Source organism: Bradyrhizobium sp. 62B (assembly GCF_030272265.2).
In the GTDB taxonomy this organism is placed as follows: Bacteria; Pseudomonadota; Alphaproteobacteria; order Rhizobiales; family Xanthobacteraceae; genus Bradyrhizobium.
Window position 1 is genome coordinate 4830758 of the sequence record NZ_CP092841.2, and the last position, 14788, is coordinate 4845545.

The window sequence follows — 14788 nt, forward strand, 5'->3', positions numbered from 1 at the left end:
GGAGGTACCCATGGCGGAAGTTGTCGTAATCGGAGCCGGTCTGAGCGGAACGCTGATGGCCTATGAATTGCTGCCCCAGTTGCGAAAGGAGGACCGCCTCAGCGTCGTCTCGCAAGGCGCGGTCTATCATTTCGTTCCCTCGAATCCGTGGGTAGCCGTCGGCTGGCGCAAGCGCGAGGAGATCGAGATCGATCTCGCCGACATCATGAAACGCAAGGGCGTGCGGCTGCTGACGCAGGGGGCAAAGCGCGTCCACCCCGAGGAGAACCGTGTCGAGCTCGGCGACGGCACGTCGATCGACTATGATTATCTGGTCGTCGCGACCGGTCCTGAACTTGCCTTCGACGAGATCCCCGGTCTCGGGCCGCAGGGTCATACGCAATCGATCTGTCATGTCGATCACGCCGCGCACGCCCGTGAAGCTTTCGAGAAGCTCGCGGCCAATCCCGGTCCGGTCGTGATCGGTGCCGTTCAGGGCGCCTCCTGCTTCGGGCCAGCCTACGAATTCCTTTTCATCCTGGAAACGGAGCTGCGCCGCCGAAAGCTGCGCGACCGGGTGCCGATGACCTTCGTCACCTCGGAGCCCTATATCGGCCATCTCGGTCTCGACGGCGTCGGAGATACCAAGGGTCTGCTCGAAAGCGAGATGCGGGAGAAGCACATCAAATGGATCACCAACGCCCGCGTCGACAAGATCGACGCGGGCCTCATGACGGTCGAGGAGTTGTCCGACAACGGCACCTCTCGCAAGGCCCATGAGCTGCCATTCGCCTATTCGATGATGTTGCCCGCCTTTCGCGGGGTCGAAGCGGTTCGCGGCATCGAGAAGCTGACCAACCCGCGCGGCTTCGTCCTCGTCGACAAGCATCAGCAGAACCCGACCTTCCCCAATATCTTTGCAGTCGGCGTCTGCGTGGCGATCGCGCCGGTCGGCGCGACGCCGGTGCCGGTGGGCGTGCCCAAGACCGGCTTCATGATCGAATCCATGGTGACGGCGACCGCGATCAACATCGGCGCCCTGCTCCGCGGCAAGGCGCCCACGGCGCAGCCAACCTGGAACGCGATCTGCCTCGCCGATTTCGGCGATTCCGGCGTCGCCTTCCTGGCGCAGCCGCAGATCCCGCCGCGCAACGTCAATTGGTCCTCAAAAGGCGAATGGGTGCACTTCGCCAAGGTCGCCTTCGAGAAATACTTCCTGCGCAAGATGCGGCGCGGCGAGAGTGAGCCGTTCTACGAGCGCTTCCTGCTCGACAGGCTGAACATCGCCAAGATCAAGGAGGTCCGAACCGGCACATGAGCACGACACGCCAGATCGTCTGCGGACATTGCGGGCGCATCAACCGCCTGCCCGCCGAGCGCGCACCGGAAGGTGCGCGCTGCGGCGCCTGTCATCAGCCGATGTTCACCGGCCATCCGATCGAGGTGGACGAGAAAGCCTTCGACCGCCATGTCGCCAGCAGCGACATTCCCGTGCTGATCGACGTCTGGGCGCCGTGGTGCGGACCCTGCCGCGCCATGGCCCCGATGTTCGAGCGTGCGGCGCAACAGCTCGAGCCCGGCGTGCGGCTGTTGAAGCTGAATTCGGACAACGCGCCCGCCTTGTCGTCGCGGCTCAACATCAGCGGCATTCCGACGCTGCTCTTGATGCGCGGCGGCCGCGAGATCGCCCGCCAATCCGGCGCGATGGATACGCGCAGCATCGTCACCTGGACCGAAGCCAACCTGACCCGAAACTAAGAAGGAGCCTGCCATGAATGTCGATAAAGCCGTCCTCGCCTTTGCGGGGTGCGTTGTCCTGCTCGGTCTCGCACTGGGCACCTATGTGAACGCGTATTGGTACCTGCTGACGGCCTTCGCCGGGCTGAACATGTTGCAGGCCTCGATCACCGGCTTCTGCCCGGCAGCGATCGTATTCAGGAAGCTGGGCCTAAGCAGCGGCTGCGCGTTCTCCTGAACGGGCGAATCCAGCCATTGATGCGGGGAATTTACCATGACCGACGACACCTTCATTGAAGGGCCTCTCTACGAAAAGCGCAGGAAGGTCTATCCGCAGTCGGTCCATGGGCCGTTCCGCCGCATCAAATGGGCGATCCTCTGCGTCACGCTCGGGATCTATTATCTCCTGCCGTTCGTGCGCTGGAATCGCGGACCTGGCCTGCCCGACCAGGCCGTGCTGATCGACTTGCCGCATCGCCGCTTCTACTTCTTCTTCATCGAGCTGTGGCCGCAGGAGGTCTATTATTTCACCGGCCTGCTCATCCTCGCGGCGATGGCACTGTTTCTGATGAACGCGGTCGCGGGACGGCTGTGGTGCGGCTATCTGTGCCCGCAGACGGTGTGGACCGACCTGTTCTACGCCGTGGAGCGCTGGGTCGAGGGCGACCGCCGCGAGCGCATGCAGGGCGACAAGCGCTACTGGACGTTCGATCACATCCGGAAGGTCGCGCTGAAGCATTTTCTCTGGATCATGATCGCCTGGTGGACCGGCGGCGCCTGGGTGCTCTATTTCGACGATGCGCCGACGCTGGTGAAGGAGCTCGCGACCTTCCAGGCTCCGTTCATCGCCTATCTCTGGATCGGCATCCTGACCGCAACGACCTACGTCTTTGCCGGCCACGCCCGCGAGCAGATGTGCATCTATATGTGCCCGTGGCCGCGCATCCAGGCGGCCCTGACCGACGAATGGGCACTCAACGTCACCTATCGCCGGGACCGCGGCGAGCCTCGCATGTCCGTGAAGAAGGCGGAGGCCGCCCGCATCCAGGGCGATCTCGCCGGCGATTGCGTCGACTGTCACCAGTGCATCAACGTCTGCCCGACCGGCGTCGACATCCGCCACGGCATCCAGCTCGGCTGCATCCAATGCGGCCTCTGCATCGACGCCTGCGACAACGTCATGAGCGAGATCGGCCGGCCGAAGGGCCTGATCGGCTACGACACCGACATCAACATGCAGCGCCGCCGCGAGGGCAAGCCGCCGATCTACCGCATCATCCGCCCGCGCACGCTGATCTATACGGCCGCCATTGCCATCGTCGGCACGATCATGATCTACACCCTCGCCACGCGCGCGACCATGGACGTCAACGTGCTGCACGAGCGCAACCCGCTGTTCGTGCAACTGTCGGACGGCGGCGTGCGCAACGACTACACCGTGCGTATTCTCAACAAGGGCGCACAGCGATCGTTCACGCTAGACGTTTCGGGACTGCCCGGTGCAACCATTCGGGTCGCCGGCATCGAAGCCGCTCCCGATGGCAAGCCGATCGTCGAGGTCGGGCAGGACCAGACCCGCGAGGTCAGGCTTTCGGTGCAGGTCGGGCCGGCCGATCTGCCGAAGAGTTCGCGCGATCTCGAGGTCGTGATCACCGATACGGCCAGCGGTGGACAAGCGAGCGCCCGTGATCACTTCCTGCCCGGCGACAAGTGAGGTTCAAATTCGAGCATCCGGCACCGGATGGTCAATGAGACGTTAACATTACCGTTCGAATTGAAACGGCGCGCCAACGGTATTTTCGAATCTTTGCGCTAATCATGGCCCCGTGACGCGGCATTTGCCCGCGCGAACGGAACGAGGGGACGTGGTCGACATCGCGCAGCAGGCAGCGATCCATTCGGCATCCGCAAAGGATGCCATGGCCGCGCGCGTCCCGCTCCATGCGATCGACCCCGGACAATGGCGTGCTCTCGCGCAGCGGGCGATCGAGCCGAACGGATATTACCTGCCCGCCTGGGAGCTCGCCGTCAGCGCATCCGCGCGCGGCCGCACCTCGGCCTCGGCGTTGTCCGCGTTCGACGGCGCTTCGACGCGGCTGATCGGGCTGATGCCCGTGATCTCGCTGTGGCAAGCCTTGAAGATTCCCCTGCCCGCGCTGGTGAGCGCGCATCCCTACGGCACGCTGTGCAGCCCGCTGATCGACCGCGACGCCCCGATCGAGGCGGCCACGCGGCTGTTCCAGCAGGCCCGCGAGTCCGGCGCACACGCGCTGGTGCTGAACGATGTCGCGATCGACGGTGCCGCGATGAATGCGCTCAGGCAGGTCTTGAACCACGACGGCCTGAAGCCGCGCGTCCTGTTCTCCTATCTCCGCGCCAGCCTCGATGCGACGCAGGATGACGAAACGCTATTGCGCGAGGCCCTCGGCGCAAAGAAGCTCAAGGAGCTGCGCCGCCTGCGCCATCGCCTCGACGAGCACGGCCCCGTCACGTTCGACGTCGCGCGCCGGCCGGACGAGATCGGGCCCGCGCTCGAGACCTTCCTGCAGCTCGAAGCCAGCGGCTGGAAAGGCAAGCGCGGGACCGCGCTGGTTCAGCATGCCGGCGATGCGACCTTCATCCGCCGCGCCGTGCCGGCGCTGGCGGAGACCGCGCAGTGCGAGATCGTCACGCTTCGCGCCGGGACGACACCGGTGGCCGCCGGCATCGTGCTGCGCCATCAGGATCGCGCCTTCTTCTTCAAGCTCGGCATCGACGAGCGCTTTGCAAAATATTCGCCGGGCGTGCAGCTCACGCTCGAGCTCACGCGGCACCTCTGCGCCGATCCCGCCATCGCCAGCGCGGATTCCACCGCGAGCGCCGACCACCCCATGATCAACCCGATCTGGCGGGGACGCTTCGCGATCGGCGACGTGCTGATCCCGCTGCGGCGGCACGATCCGGTCGTCGCGCTCATTCACGGCGCGTTGGTCGGCCTCAACGCCGCGCACGAGACCGCGCGACGCTTGGTTCGCAGCCTCCGGAAATAAGCGGACGCTACTCCGCCGCCTCGGCGTTGATCTCCTCAGAGACCTGACGGATGGCGCGAGCGAGCAGGTTCGGATCCTGCGCGCCGGAGACGGCGTATTTCTGCGCGAAGACATACGTGGGCACGCCGGAGATGCCCTTCTCGGCGGCCTCCTGCGCGTCCGCCGAGACGCGTGCGACGTCCTCGTCGGTGGCAAGGCGCTTGCGCACGTCGTCGGCATCGAGGCCGATATCTGCAGCCGCCTGCACCAGCACGTTGACGTCGGTGAGATCGCCGCCGTCGCGGAAATACAGCTCCATCAGGCGCTGCTTCATCTCGGGCGCCTTGCCGATCGCTTCCGCCCACAGGATCAGGCGATGGCAGTCGGTGGTGTTGGGCTGGCGCGCGACCAGCTCGGGCTTGTAGACGAGGCCCTCCTCGCTTGCAGCCGCAACGACGCGCCCCGCAATGCCCTTATAGGCCTCGACCGAACCGAACTTCTGGGTGAGGTAGGCCTCGCGGCTGATGCCCTCGCGCGGCACCCAGGGATTGAGGAAGAAGGGGCGGAAACTGAGCTTGACCGGAACGTCAGGAACGAGCGCCAGCGCGCTCTCGATCCGGTGCTTGCCGATATAGCACCAGGGGCACACCACGTCGGAGACGACGTCGATCTGGAGCGGTTTCAGCGTGCTCATGTCAGGCGCCTCCTTCGGGCGGATACCGGGTTCGCCGGAAGATAAGCCGAACCGGGGACGGCGCAAGGCACCCGTCCTGCATGGCTCACGACTGCACCTCTGCGGTTATTGTGACGGCTCCGGCCCGCCGGGATACTCGCGGCCAGGATCAAGGCCGAAGGAGACCGCAATGAGCGCCATTTTCAGGCCGGAAGGCCAGCAATTCCGGGCCACCGAGCATGCCGGCGGGCCATGGTCGCCGGAGATGTTGCAGGGTAGCGCCACCACCGCGCTGATGGCTCGCGAGGTCGAGCGCCTCGCCGCCGCCTCCGGCTTTGCGGTGCGGCGCCTGACCTTCGATCTGTGGCGGCCGGCGGGCCTGCGTGCCTTCGGCACCATTGCCGAATTGCTGCGCGACGGCCGCAAGGCCAAGACCTTGCAGGTGCGGCTGATGGACGGCGAGACCGAGATCGGCCGTTGCACGGCGCTGCTGACGGCACCGAGTGGAGAATCGCCGGTCGATCCCTTCGCAAGTCCCGCAGCCGTCGACGAGGCACCCGAAGCAGGCAGCCCGCCGCCGGCCTTTGCGCAGAAATGGAGCCGCTACTTCCAGAACGTCTCGGTGCGGCTGATCGAGGGCGCGCTGGAGAAGCCGGGCCCGGCGGCGGCCTGGATGCGGCTCGATGCGCAGCTGGTCGAGGGCGAGCCGAACACGCCGTTGCTGCAGGCGGTGCAGGCCGCGGACTTTTCCAGCGGCGTTGCGCAGATCGTCGACATGCGCGACTGGACCTTCATCAACCCCGAGATCAGCCTCTACTTCTTCCGTCCGCCGGAGGACGAATGGATCTTGATCCGCGCGGCCACGCGCGTCGGCGCCAACGGCGCGGGCCTCACCACGGCGACATTGAGCGACCGCAAGGGTCCGTTCGCGGAGGTGATGCAGGCCATGAGCTTCGAGCGGCGCAAGGCCGCGCAAGCTCAGGCGTCCTGAGCCGCAAGCGCGACCAGGGCGGCTTCGGATGCGGCATCGGCCGGCATGAACATCTCGACGCGAAGCTCTTGCAGCGTCACATCCTGCGGCGTGCCGAGCGTCAGCACCGCACCGATCAGGCCGATGCCGAGATCGCCCCTGCGCAGGCGCACCTCGCAGAGCGGCCCCGGCACGGCGTGATCCTCGACCCCACATGCGGGAAGCTCCGGCAGCCGCATCAATTCACGCCAGGTCGATTGCAGGGCTTCGTCGAGCGGCGCTGCCATCGCCTCGTGGCGCGCACGCGACAGCAGCGCGGCGGCCACTGTGGGCCAGTTCTCGACGAACGGCTTGAGCTCGTTCGGCGCGAGGAACATGCGCATATGGTTGAGCGGCCGCTGCATGCGCTCCGCGCCGAGCAACATGGTCATCAGGCGCGAGGCAGCGCGATTGGCCTGCTTCACATTCCAGCGCCGATCGGTGACGATTGCGGGAAACGGCTCGTGCCGCCGGAGCAGAAGATCGATGGCACGCCGCGCGTCGGCGAGCTCCGGCGCGGCGAGATCGCGTTCGCCATATTGCCGGGCAAAGCCACCGGCCTCGAGCAGCGCGTTGCGGTCGCGCAGCGACAGATCGAGCGCGGATGCAAGCTGCAGCAGAATGTCCCGGCTTGCTGCCGCCTTGCCGGTCTCGACATAGCTCAGATGCTTGATCGAGATGCCGGCCTCGAACGCCAATTCCGCCTGGCTCAAGCTGCGTCGCGTGCGCCAGCCGCGCAGGAGATCGCCGACGGGGTTGGCCGGCCGCATTCGCCGGAACGCGCGTGTATCCATCCCGAGGATTATGCGGGGGCCGCCGCTGTCTGTAAACGCCGCTATGACAGCCCGGCCGCCATCTGCTTCAGCCGTTCGGCGGTGCGCTCGTCCGCCGGGAAGAACGTCTCCAACGCCAGTTCCGACAGGGTGATGTCGACGGGCGTGCCGAACACCATGGTGGTGGAGAAGAAACTCAGTATCTCCCCGCCATGGCGCAGCTTGAAGGGAATCGCGACATTGTCGCTCGACAGCGGCCCTGCGCGCGCGGGAATCGGGTAGCTCTTGAGGTCGTTATAGAGCTTGATCAATTCAGGATCGGCCGTCGCCTCGCATTGCCGATGCAGCCGCTCCAACAGATGTCCGCACCATTCCGCGAGATTGACCGTGCGCGGCGCCAACGCCTCGGGATGGAAGGCGAGCCGCAGCACGTTGAAGGGCTGGCCGAGCAGATGCTGCGGAATGCCGTCCAGCAGCGGCGCCACCATGCGATTGGCCGACACCAGGTTCCAGTGCCGGTCCACCGCGAGCGCGGGGTTGGGCTCATGGGCTTTGAGCACGAGATCGATCGCCTGGCGGGCTGATTTCAAGGCGGGATCCTCCAGCGGGCGCTGCTGGAAGGCCGGCGCGTAGCCGGCCGCGACCAGCAGCACGTTGCGGTCGCGCAAGGGCACGTCGAGACGTTCGGCGAGCCTGAGCACCATGTCGCGCGAGGGCGCGGCGCGGCCGGTCTCGACGAAGCTCAGGTGACGCGCCGAGATTTCGGCTTCGCCCGCGAGATCGAGCTGGCTCATGCGGCGGCGCTGCCGCCAATCGCGCAAATGGTCGCCGATATGGACCGGTTGGCTTCGATCAGTACGTGCCGTGACTGCATGTGCGTTCATGACCGGAAACCTATCACGCAGGTTTCCGCCCTTCCATTACCTCGGAGGTCATGGTTTCCGCGTTGCCTAGCCCGGCACCGGTCGCGCTTGCGGCATGCCGCCGCGCTCGACGATCAAGTCCGTGAGGCCCGCTCCCAGCCACATGCCGCCGAGCACGAGCCAGGCGGTGAGCGCGAAGACCGAGGCGCCGGTCACGCCGGCGCCGACCGCGCAGCCCCCGGCGAGCATCGCGCCGAACCCCATCAGCACCGCGCCGAGCAGATAACGGCGCATGCCGAGCCCGTCCGAAAATCCTTCCAGCTTCAGCTCACCCGCCTGCGCCGCCGCGGCGAACGAGCCGAGGAACACGCCCGGAATGATGCCGAGGTCGAAGCCAAGCCGGAGCTGGGAGCTGTTCAGGACCAGCATCAGCAATTCGGCCGACGGTCCGCTGAAGGTGAGGCTCTTCAGCGTCACCGGCGCGAAGGAGGCCTGCGACAGCTGGTAGGTGAAAAACCAGCCGGCGACGACGGCCGCCCCCGCAGCGAGCGCGGCCAGAAGCAGCCGACGCGGCAAATGGCTGCGAAAGGCAAAGGCGAGCCCTGCGATCAGCCACGATGCGCCAAAAGCGAGCTTCTCCTGTGTGCCGCCTCCGAACACCGCCATGATGTCACGCGACGGCCCACCGTCGACCAGCCACAGATTGGTGACCCACTCGCGCGCGGGCGACAGCAAGCCGCGATAGGAGGCCTGAGCGGTGACAGCAAACACCAGGCCCGACAGCAGCGCCCTGAGATTGCCGTTGGCCGAGAGCACGAGCAGCCGGCTGGCGCAGCCGCGAGCGAGGATCATGCCGCAGCCGAACATCACCCCACCGGCCAGCGCACCGGAGATACTTCCCTGTTGCGCGAGCTGCCGCGCCTCGGAGACGTCGAGCCAGCCGAGCGCGACCAGGCCTTGCGTGCCCACCAGCGCGGCGGCGAAGGTCAACAGCCACACCGCAAGGCGCGGCCCGCCCTCGCCGCGGGAGAACTCGACGGCGGCAGCGCGCAGGCAAAAGCGGCTGCGCTGGGCGAAGAATCCAAAGAGGCCGCCGACCAGGAGGCCGCCCAGCCATGACAGCCGGTCTTCCCCCATGAAATCGATGAGTGTCGTCAGCACGGCCGCCACAATATGCCCTGGACTTGCCAATCTATCGCGCGGCGCGGCCGCGCTGTATGAGCGAGATCAAGCCCCGGCGCACAAGCCCATGCCTGTTTAGGGGCGCAAATACGCAAATCCCTGCTGTTGCAGCTCGGCGAGCCGCACCACGCCGCCCTTCTCGGCGACGACGAAGCCGGGCGTGAGGTCGTCCAGCTTGACGCCCTGGGCCTTCATCGTGTTGGCGCAGGCGTCGAAGCCGACGCCGGCATCGACCAGCTTCGCCATCATCGCAATTGTGTGGTCCTGGGCCGCAAGCGCATGGAAGGCGCGCAGCGCCGGCCCGTGCACGACCAGCCTGATGTCGGCCTTGCCGGGTCCACCGACGCCATCGACATGGTTCTGGAGGTTGCCCAGAACGAAGACGACGCGATCGGCATCGGCGAGATGATAGACGACGCGCTGCCGCGCGGGCGTTTCCGTCGCCGCGGACGCCTGGCGCACTGCGAAAGCACCAAATAGTCCGACAAGGCTCGCGCGAAGCATGGATCGACGCTGCATGGTCCCCCTCCTATCGTGTCTGCTTGATGAACTCGGCGATGCGGTCGGCGACGTCCTCCGCGAACAGGTCGCGGAAGAAATGATCGGCATCTTCGATCGTGTCGAGCTGGACCCGGCCGCCGCTCGACCCGGCAAGAGAGCCGAAGGCGGCTGCGACGTCGGGCACGACGCTATCCTTGGTCGCGGCGAGCACCAGCACCGGCGGCTTCATGCGCGCCACGAGCGCGGCGGTATCCTGGCCGGCATCGGCAGCGTAAAATGACGCAAAGGCCCGTGCCGTCACCACGGCATTGCGACAATAGATGAAGCCGGGCACGTCCATCCACTCCCCGCCGCGGCCGGCTGCAACCGCCTTCGTTGCCAGCTCCAGAATCGGCTCGAGCGGCTTGCCATAGGTCGTGGCGTAGGAAACCCGCACATCGGCCTCGGCTTTTGCGGTCACCGGCGCCAGCAGCACCGCACCCGTCACCGGCGGGGTTTCGCTTGGTGCGAGATACCGCGCGACCTGGTTGCCGCCGCGCGAATGGCCGAGCACGAAGACGAGCCGCGATACGCCTTTCGCCCGCGCGACCCAGGCGCCGATCTCGGCGACCGCATCCTCGACGACATAATCATGCCGTACAGCGCAATCGTACATGCCCTGGCGGCGATCGAGCCCGAGCGACAGCGTATGGGCGAGGGAGGCGATGCCGCGCTGCTCCAGTGCCTTCGCAACGCCCTGGATGACCTCCATGTCCTTGTGCGCGAGCGTGCCATGGGTCATCACGACGAGCGGCGTGTCCGGTGTCATCGCCGCGGGTGTCCGCAGCGTCGCGAGCGTCGTGCGGCCCTCGACCGACAGTTCGAGCTCCTGCTCGGCGGCACAAGCGGGCCCAGCGAACACGAGCACGAAAGCCAGTCCCATCAACCATCGCATCGTCGGCTATCTCCCCTACGGCCGGACAATCGTCCAGTTCTTTTCGGCGAGATCCATCAGCGCGGCAACCCCGACCTGCGTGACACCGATGCCTTCGAGCAGCGCAGGCCGCCTGCCCTCCTTCACCGCCAGCGTCTCCAGCGTATTGCCGCAGGCAATGAAACTCACATTGGGCATCGATTTCAGGAAATTCACCAGGCGCTCCTTCACCGGCGAGCGGTCGTCGAGCAGCATGTCGAGGCCGCCGTTGAAGGCGACCACTACAATCTCGACGTCCTCGCCCTGCCCGGAGTAATGCCGAGAGACGTTGGCGGCGACATCGAGCACGGCGCGCATCTTGACCGGGTCGTCGTCGCTGATCTGCAGCGCGAGCCTGTGAGGCTCCGCCGCCTGGACCACGGCCGGATGGATCGTGACGAGCAGGCCGGCCGCGAGAACCGCATGCAGCAGCGTGCGGCGGCTCGCCCGGCCGTGCCTCACTCCACGCCCCGCGACTTCTTCTCCTTGCCGTCCTCGGGCGTCACGTCGATGGCGGCAGCGCGTCCGGTGATCTTCACCGGGGCGATGCAATCCTTCATGCAGGGATCCTTCTGCCAGAACGACTTCTCACTGGTGGCACGGTCGTCCATCACGAAGCCCTGCTCGTTCGGCATCTTGATCGTGGCGAGGGTCTTCCTGTTCACCTCGAAGTTCTGATCGGTGACGACGTCGTTCAGATAGAGGACGTAGGCGACCAGCGCATAATATTCATCGACGGACAGGGAGCCCGTGTTGCCGTATGGCATGGCATGACGGACATAGTCGAACACGGTGGAGGCGTAGGGCCAGTAGGAGCCCACGGTCTTGACCGGATTGTCCGAGGTCAGCGAGCCCTTGCCGCCGGCCAGCACCGGCCAGCGGCCGTTGCCCTCGCCGAATTCGCCGTGGCAGCTCGCGCAATTGTCCATGAACAGCTTCTCGCCCTGCATGGCGGTGCCCTTGCCTTCCGGCAGGCCCTGGCCGTCCGGCCGCACGTCGATATCCCAGCCGCGGATCTCGTCCGCGGTCGGCGCGCGGCCGATGTGGTAGCGCGGACCGCTCTTGGCATCCGCCTTCTGCTGCGCAAGCGCCGGCGCGCTCAGCGTGGAGGCGAGCAGCGCGGCTGCAATGAGCTTAAGCGACTTCGACATTCTCGACCTCACCATTGGCCTGCACATGCCAGGTCTGGATGCCATTGTTGTGATAGATGGAGTTGACGCCGCGGATCTTGCGCAGCTCGGCCTTGCTCGGCTGCACGTAGCCGGTCTCGTCCTGCACGCGCGATTGCAGCAGCAGCGGCTCGCCGTTCCAGTCGAACTCGTAGTAGAATCGCGTCAGCGCCTTGTCGAGAACGGGACCGTCGAGGCGCGCCGGCCACCAATTGCGGCCGCCGTCGAGCGAGACGTCCACGCGCTTGACCTTGCCGTTGCCGCTCCAGGCGAGTCCTGACACGACGGTAAAGCCCTTGCCGTGCCTGATCGGCGCCTGCGGGCTCGGACTCGTGATCACGGATTTCGCATCCATTGACCAGGTGAAACGGCGTGCCTTGCCGTTCGGCAGGAGGTCCGTGTACTTCGACGTCTCCTCGCGGGTGTGCCAGGGCTGGTCGCCGACCTTGATGCGGCGCAGCCACTTGACCCAGAGATTGCCCTGCCAGCCCGGCACCACGAGCCGCATCGGATAGCCCTGCTCGGGATAGAGCGCCTCGCCGTTCATCTTGTAGGCGATGATGCAATCGTCGAGCGCCTTCTCGATCGGCAGGCTGCGGTCCATCGCGGCCGCATCGGCGCCCTCGACCAAGAGCCACTTGCCGTTGGTCTTGACGCCGGCCTCCTCCAAGAGGGTGCGCAGCGAGACGCCGGTGTACTGCACGCAATGGATCATGCCGTGGGTGAACTGGCAGCCATTGAGCTGGGCGCCGCGCCATTCCATGCCTGAATTCGCCGCGCATTCCATGAAGTGGATGCGGTTGACGCGCGGATAGCGCTTCAGCTCCTCCAGCGTGAGGATGAGCGGACGCTCGACGAGGCCATGGATCATCAGGCGATGATCGGCCGGATCGACCTCGGCAATGCCGCCGTGATGCCGCTCGAAGCAGAGACCGTTCGGCGTGATGATGCCTTCGAGCTCGTGCAGCGGCGTGAAGCTCACTGAGGATTCGCGCGAGGCGGTCAACCATTCGACGTCGCGCCGCACGACGTCCTTCTCGAATTTCGACGGCTTGCCGTACGGGCGCACAGCGACGCCCTCGCCGAGCGATTTGGTCCATTCGGGAACGTTGGGCGGCTGGTTGGCGGGATTGCCGGCGCCGGCCGCGGCGGGCTTCGCGAGCACGGACGCCGCAACGCCGGCGCCAGCGGCCAGGAAACTGCGTCGGGATTGCCGGGGATTGTCCATCTTCGACATCGCTTCTTACGCTCCGGTAACTTTGACGGCCCGGTTGGGTTCGAGCCGAACGGTCTTTTGTCGCGCCAGATAGTTCGCGACGACGTCCCAGATCGGCGGTCCTTCGGTGCCTTCGTTGACGCTGGCCCAGCCCGCGACCTGATATTCCCTGGCGGGATCGATCGGCGCGCCGGTCTTGACCATCTGCATGTCCGAGATGCGCTGCCCCTGCGGCTTGGCGACGTCGATCGCGTAAGCGAGCCCGCCGATGCGCACCATGTCGCCGCCCTGCTGATAGTAGGGATCGATGTTGAAGAGATTGTCGGCGACGTCCTCGATGATCTCTTTCAGCCGCGCGCCCGTCATGCCCATGCGGTAGACGGCGGGATAGGTAATCGCGGTGGCGTTGGTGACGTCCTCGAAGGTGATGTCCTGCCCCGGCAGCACGCTGGTGCCCCAGCGGAAACCGGGCGAGAGCGCGATCTCGGCGTCGCGCTCCTGCAGCAGTGCCTGACAGATCAAATCGTCGAACGTGCCGTTGAAATTACCGCGCCGGTACAGCAGCGTGTCGGTCTTGCCGAGCACCTTGGTGAGATCAGACGCGAAAGGCTTGCGGACCTCGGCGATCTTCGCGGCCATCTCGGCGTCCGCGCCGATCACGTCGGAGAACAGCGGAATGAGCTTGTACCTGTAAGCTTTGATCTCGCCGTCGCGGACGTCGAGATCGAGCCGCGAGACGAACTTGCCGGACGAGCCCGAAGCGATCAGCAGCGTCTTGCCGACCTTGACGGCTTCGGGCAATGCGTCATGGGTGTGTCCGGTCAGGATGACGTCGAGGCCTTTGACGCGGCTTGCGAGCTTGCGATCGACGTCGAAGCCGTTGTGGGAGAGCAGCACGACCAGTTGCGCGCCGCCCTTGCGCGCCTTGTCGACCTGCGCCTGTACGTCCTCCTCGCGCACGCCGAACGACCAGGTCGGAATCATCCAGCGCGGATTGGCGACCGGCGTATAGGGGAAGGCCTGGCCGAGCACCGCGATCTTGACGCCGCCGCGCTCGATCATGGTCGAGGCGTCGAACGCGGCCTCGTTCCATTCGGTGTCGCGGATGTTGAGGCCGAGGAACGGAAAGCCGAGGCCTTCGATCGCCTGCTTGACCCGCTCGGTGCCGTAGGTGAATTCCCAATGTCCGGTCATGGCGTCGGGCTTCAGCAGCGCCATGCAGTCGATCATGTCCTGGCCGCGCGTCTTCAGCGACGACCACGAGCCCTGCCAGGTATCGCCACCGTCGAGCAGCGCGACCTTGTCGCCGCGCTCGGCGCGGATTGCCTTGATCACGGTCGCGGCGCGATCGAGGCCGCCGATCCGGCCATAGCTCTTGGCGAGCGCCTCGAAATCCTCCGAGGTCAGCGCGTAGGCCGCCGACGAGCCCGGCGCGATGCCGAAGCGCGCGAGAAACTCCTTGCCGGTGACGTGCGGCGGAAGGCCCTTGGCCTCGCCCACCCCGAGATTGGTCGAGGGCTCGCGGAAATACAGCGGCATCAGCTGACCGTGGATATCGGTCACATGCACCAGCGTGACGTTGCCGAGCGGCTCGAAGGCCAGCAATTCCTTTTCGGTCAGGCGCTCCTGGGCGACCGCACGCGTCAGGCCGGAGCCGACGCCGCTCGACAGGGCCGCCGTTGCCGCGGCAACCTGAATGAACTCGCGGCGAGAGATCATGCGCAGT

General features: G+C 66.0%; 16 protein-coding genes. 6 read left to right on the top strand and 10 right to left on the bottom strand.

Annotated elements, in window-relative coordinates:
* Positions 1-10: 10 nt before the first annotated feature.
* The 5 genes from ML401_RS23070 (at position 11) to ML401_RS23090 (ending at position 4745) form a co-directional block, all read left to right on the top strand.
* Positions 11-1297, top strand: a complete 1287-nt coding sequence (locus ML401_RS23070; RefSeq protein ID WP_285807015.1) for an NAD(P)/FAD-dependent oxidoreductase — start codon at positions 11-13, stop codon at positions 1295-1297.
* Complete coding sequence (gene trxC, locus ML401_RS23075) at positions 1294-1737, top strand: thioredoxin TrxC (RefSeq protein WP_285807016.1); 444 nt, start codon at positions 1294-1296, stop codon at positions 1735-1737. Before ML401_RS23070 ends, trxC begins: the two co-directional genes overlap by 4 nt.
* 13 nt (positions 1738-1750) lie before the next feature.
* The gene (locus ML401_RS23080) at positions 1751-1954 is read left to right on the top strand and encodes a DUF2892 domain-containing protein (protein ID WP_183234801.1); all 204 of its coding nucleotides are present in this window, start codon (positions 1751-1753) and stop codon (positions 1952-1954) included.
* A 36-nt stretch (positions 1955-1990) separates the two neighbouring features.
* Positions 1991-3430, top strand: a complete 1440-nt coding sequence (gene ccoG, locus ML401_RS23085) for a cytochrome c oxidase accessory protein CcoG (protein ID WP_285807017.1) — start codon at positions 1991-1993, stop codon at positions 3428-3430.
* Positions 3431-3581: 151 nt separating this feature from the next.
* Positions 3582-4745 (top strand): GNAT family N-acetyltransferase, encoded by a 1164-nt coding sequence (locus ML401_RS23090; protein WP_285807019.1) that lies wholly within the window; start codon positions 3582-3584, stop codon positions 4743-4745.
* Positions 4746-4752: 7 nt separating this feature from the next.
* On the opposite strand, the gene ML401_RS23095 is transcribed toward ML401_RS23090, so the two are convergent.
* Entirely contained in the window at positions 4753-5418 is a 666-nt protein-coding gene (locus tag ML401_RS23095) for a DsbA family oxidoreductase (RefSeq protein WP_212068228.1), read from the bottom strand.
* Positions 5419-5587: 169 nt separating this feature from the next.
* Between ML401_RS23095 and ML401_RS23100 the strand changes: the two genes are divergently transcribed.
* Positions 5588-6388 carry a thioesterase family protein gene (locus ML401_RS23100; RefSeq protein ID WP_285807020.1) on the top strand — a complete coding sequence of 267 codons (801 nt, stop codon included), beginning with the start codon at positions 5588-5590 and terminating at the stop codon, positions 6386-6388.
* Here ML401_RS23100 and ML401_RS23105 read toward each other — a convergent pair.
* The 9 genes from ML401_RS23105 to soxB all read right to left on the bottom strand — a co-directional run bounded on the left by ML401_RS23105 (position 6376) and on the right by soxB (position 14781).
* On the bottom strand, positions 6376-7176 hold the full coding sequence (locus ML401_RS23105; protein ID WP_285807021.1) for a helix-turn-helix domain-containing protein: 801 nt from the start codon (positions 7174-7176) through the stop codon (positions 6376-6378). The two genes, ML401_RS23100 and ML401_RS23105, sit on opposite strands and share 13 nt — an antisense overlap.
* Before the next feature lie 65 nt (positions 7177-7241).
* Complete coding sequence (locus ML401_RS23110) at positions 7242-8063, bottom strand: helix-turn-helix domain-containing protein (RefSeq protein ID WP_285807022.1); 822 nt, start codon at positions 8061-8063, stop codon at positions 7242-7244.
* A gap of 66 nt (positions 8064-8129) precedes the next feature.
* Positions 8130-9203 carry a YeeE/YedE family protein gene (locus ML401_RS23115; RefSeq protein WP_285807023.1) on the bottom strand — a complete coding sequence of 358 codons (1074 nt, stop codon included), beginning with the start codon at positions 9201-9203 and terminating at the stop codon, positions 8130-8132.
* Between the two features lie 96 nt (positions 9204-9299).
* On the bottom strand, positions 9300-9743 hold the full coding sequence (locus ML401_RS23120) for a DsrE family protein (RefSeq protein WP_285807024.1): 444 nt from the start codon (positions 9741-9743) through the stop codon (positions 9300-9302).
* A 10-nt stretch (positions 9744-9753) separates the two neighbouring features.
* Positions 9754-10659 carry an alpha/beta hydrolase gene (locus tag ML401_RS23125; protein ID WP_285807025.1) on the bottom strand — a complete coding sequence of 302 codons (906 nt, stop codon included), beginning with the start codon at positions 10657-10659 and terminating at the stop codon, positions 9754-9756.
* A 15-nt stretch (positions 10660-10674) separates the two neighbouring features.
* Positions 10675-11109 carry a DsrE family protein gene (locus ML401_RS23130; RefSeq protein WP_285812727.1) on the bottom strand — a complete coding sequence of 145 codons (435 nt, stop codon included), beginning with the start codon at positions 11107-11109 and terminating at the stop codon, positions 10675-10677.
* A 26-nt stretch (positions 11110-11135) separates the two neighbouring features.
* Positions 11136-11873, bottom strand: coding sequence for a cytochrome c (locus ML401_RS23135; protein WP_194403192.1), 738 nt, complete (start codon positions 11871-11873; stop codon positions 11136-11138).
* Entirely contained in the window at positions 11812-13083 is a 1272-nt protein-coding gene (gene soxC, locus ML401_RS23140) for a sulfite dehydrogenase (RefSeq protein ID WP_212068233.1), read from the bottom strand. Before soxC ends, ML401_RS23135 begins: the two co-directional genes overlap by 62 nt.
* Before the next feature lie 6 nt (positions 13084-13089).
* The gene (gene soxB, locus ML401_RS23145; protein ID WP_285807026.1) at positions 13090-14781 is read right to left on the bottom strand and encodes a thiosulfohydrolase SoxB; all 1692 of its coding nucleotides are present in this window, start codon (positions 14779-14781) and stop codon (positions 13090-13092) included.
* Between the last annotated feature and the right edge of the window lie 7 nt (positions 14782-14788).

Coding starts and splice junctions, on each gene's coding strand:
- ML401_RS23070 (WP_285807015.1), top strand. CDS start 11: ATGGCGGAAGTTGTCGTAATCGGAGCCGGTCTGAGCGGAACGCTGATG.
- trxC (WP_285807016.1), top strand. CDS start 1,294: ATGAGCACGACACGCCAGATCGTCTGCGGACATTGCGGGCGCATCAAC.
- ML401_RS23080 (WP_183234801.1), top strand. CDS start 1,751: ATGAATGTCGATAAAGCCGTCCTCGCCTTTGCGGGGTGCGTTGTCCTG.
- ccoG (WP_285807017.1), top strand. CDS start 1,991: ATGACCGACGACACCTTCATTGAAGGGCCTCTCTACGAAAAGCGCAGG.
- ML401_RS23095 (WP_212068228.1), bottom strand. CDS start 5,418: ATGAGCACGCTGAAACCGCTCCAGATCGACGTCGTCTCCGACGTGGTG.
- ML401_RS23100 (WP_285807020.1), top strand. CDS start 5,588: ATGAGCGCCATTTTCAGGCCGGAAGGCCAGCAATTCCGGGCCACCGAG.
- ML401_RS23105 (WP_285807021.1), bottom strand. CDS start 7,176: ATGCGGCCGGCCAACCCCGTCGGCGATCTCCTGCGCGGCTGGCGCACG.
- ML401_RS23110 (WP_285807022.1), bottom strand. CDS start 8,063: ATGAACGCACATGCAGTCACGGCACGTACTGATCGAAGCCAACCGGTC.
- ML401_RS23120 (WP_285807024.1), bottom strand. CDS start 9,743: ATGCAGCGTCGATCCATGCTTCGCGCGAGCCTTGTCGGACTATTTGGT.
- ML401_RS23125 (WP_285807025.1), bottom strand. CDS start 10,659: ATGCGATGGTTGATGGGACTGGCTTTCGTGCTCGTGTTCGCTGGGCCC.
- ML401_RS23135 (WP_194403192.1), bottom strand. CDS start 11,873: ATGGCATCCAGACCTGGCATGTGCAGGCCAATGGTGAGGTCGAGAATG.
- soxC (WP_212068233.1), bottom strand. CDS start 13,083: ATGTCGAAGATGGACAATCCCCGGCAATCCCGACGCAGTTTCCTGGCC.
- soxB (WP_285807026.1), bottom strand. CDS start 14,781: ATGATCTCTCGCCGCGAGTTCATTCAGGTTGCCGCGGCAACGGCGGCC.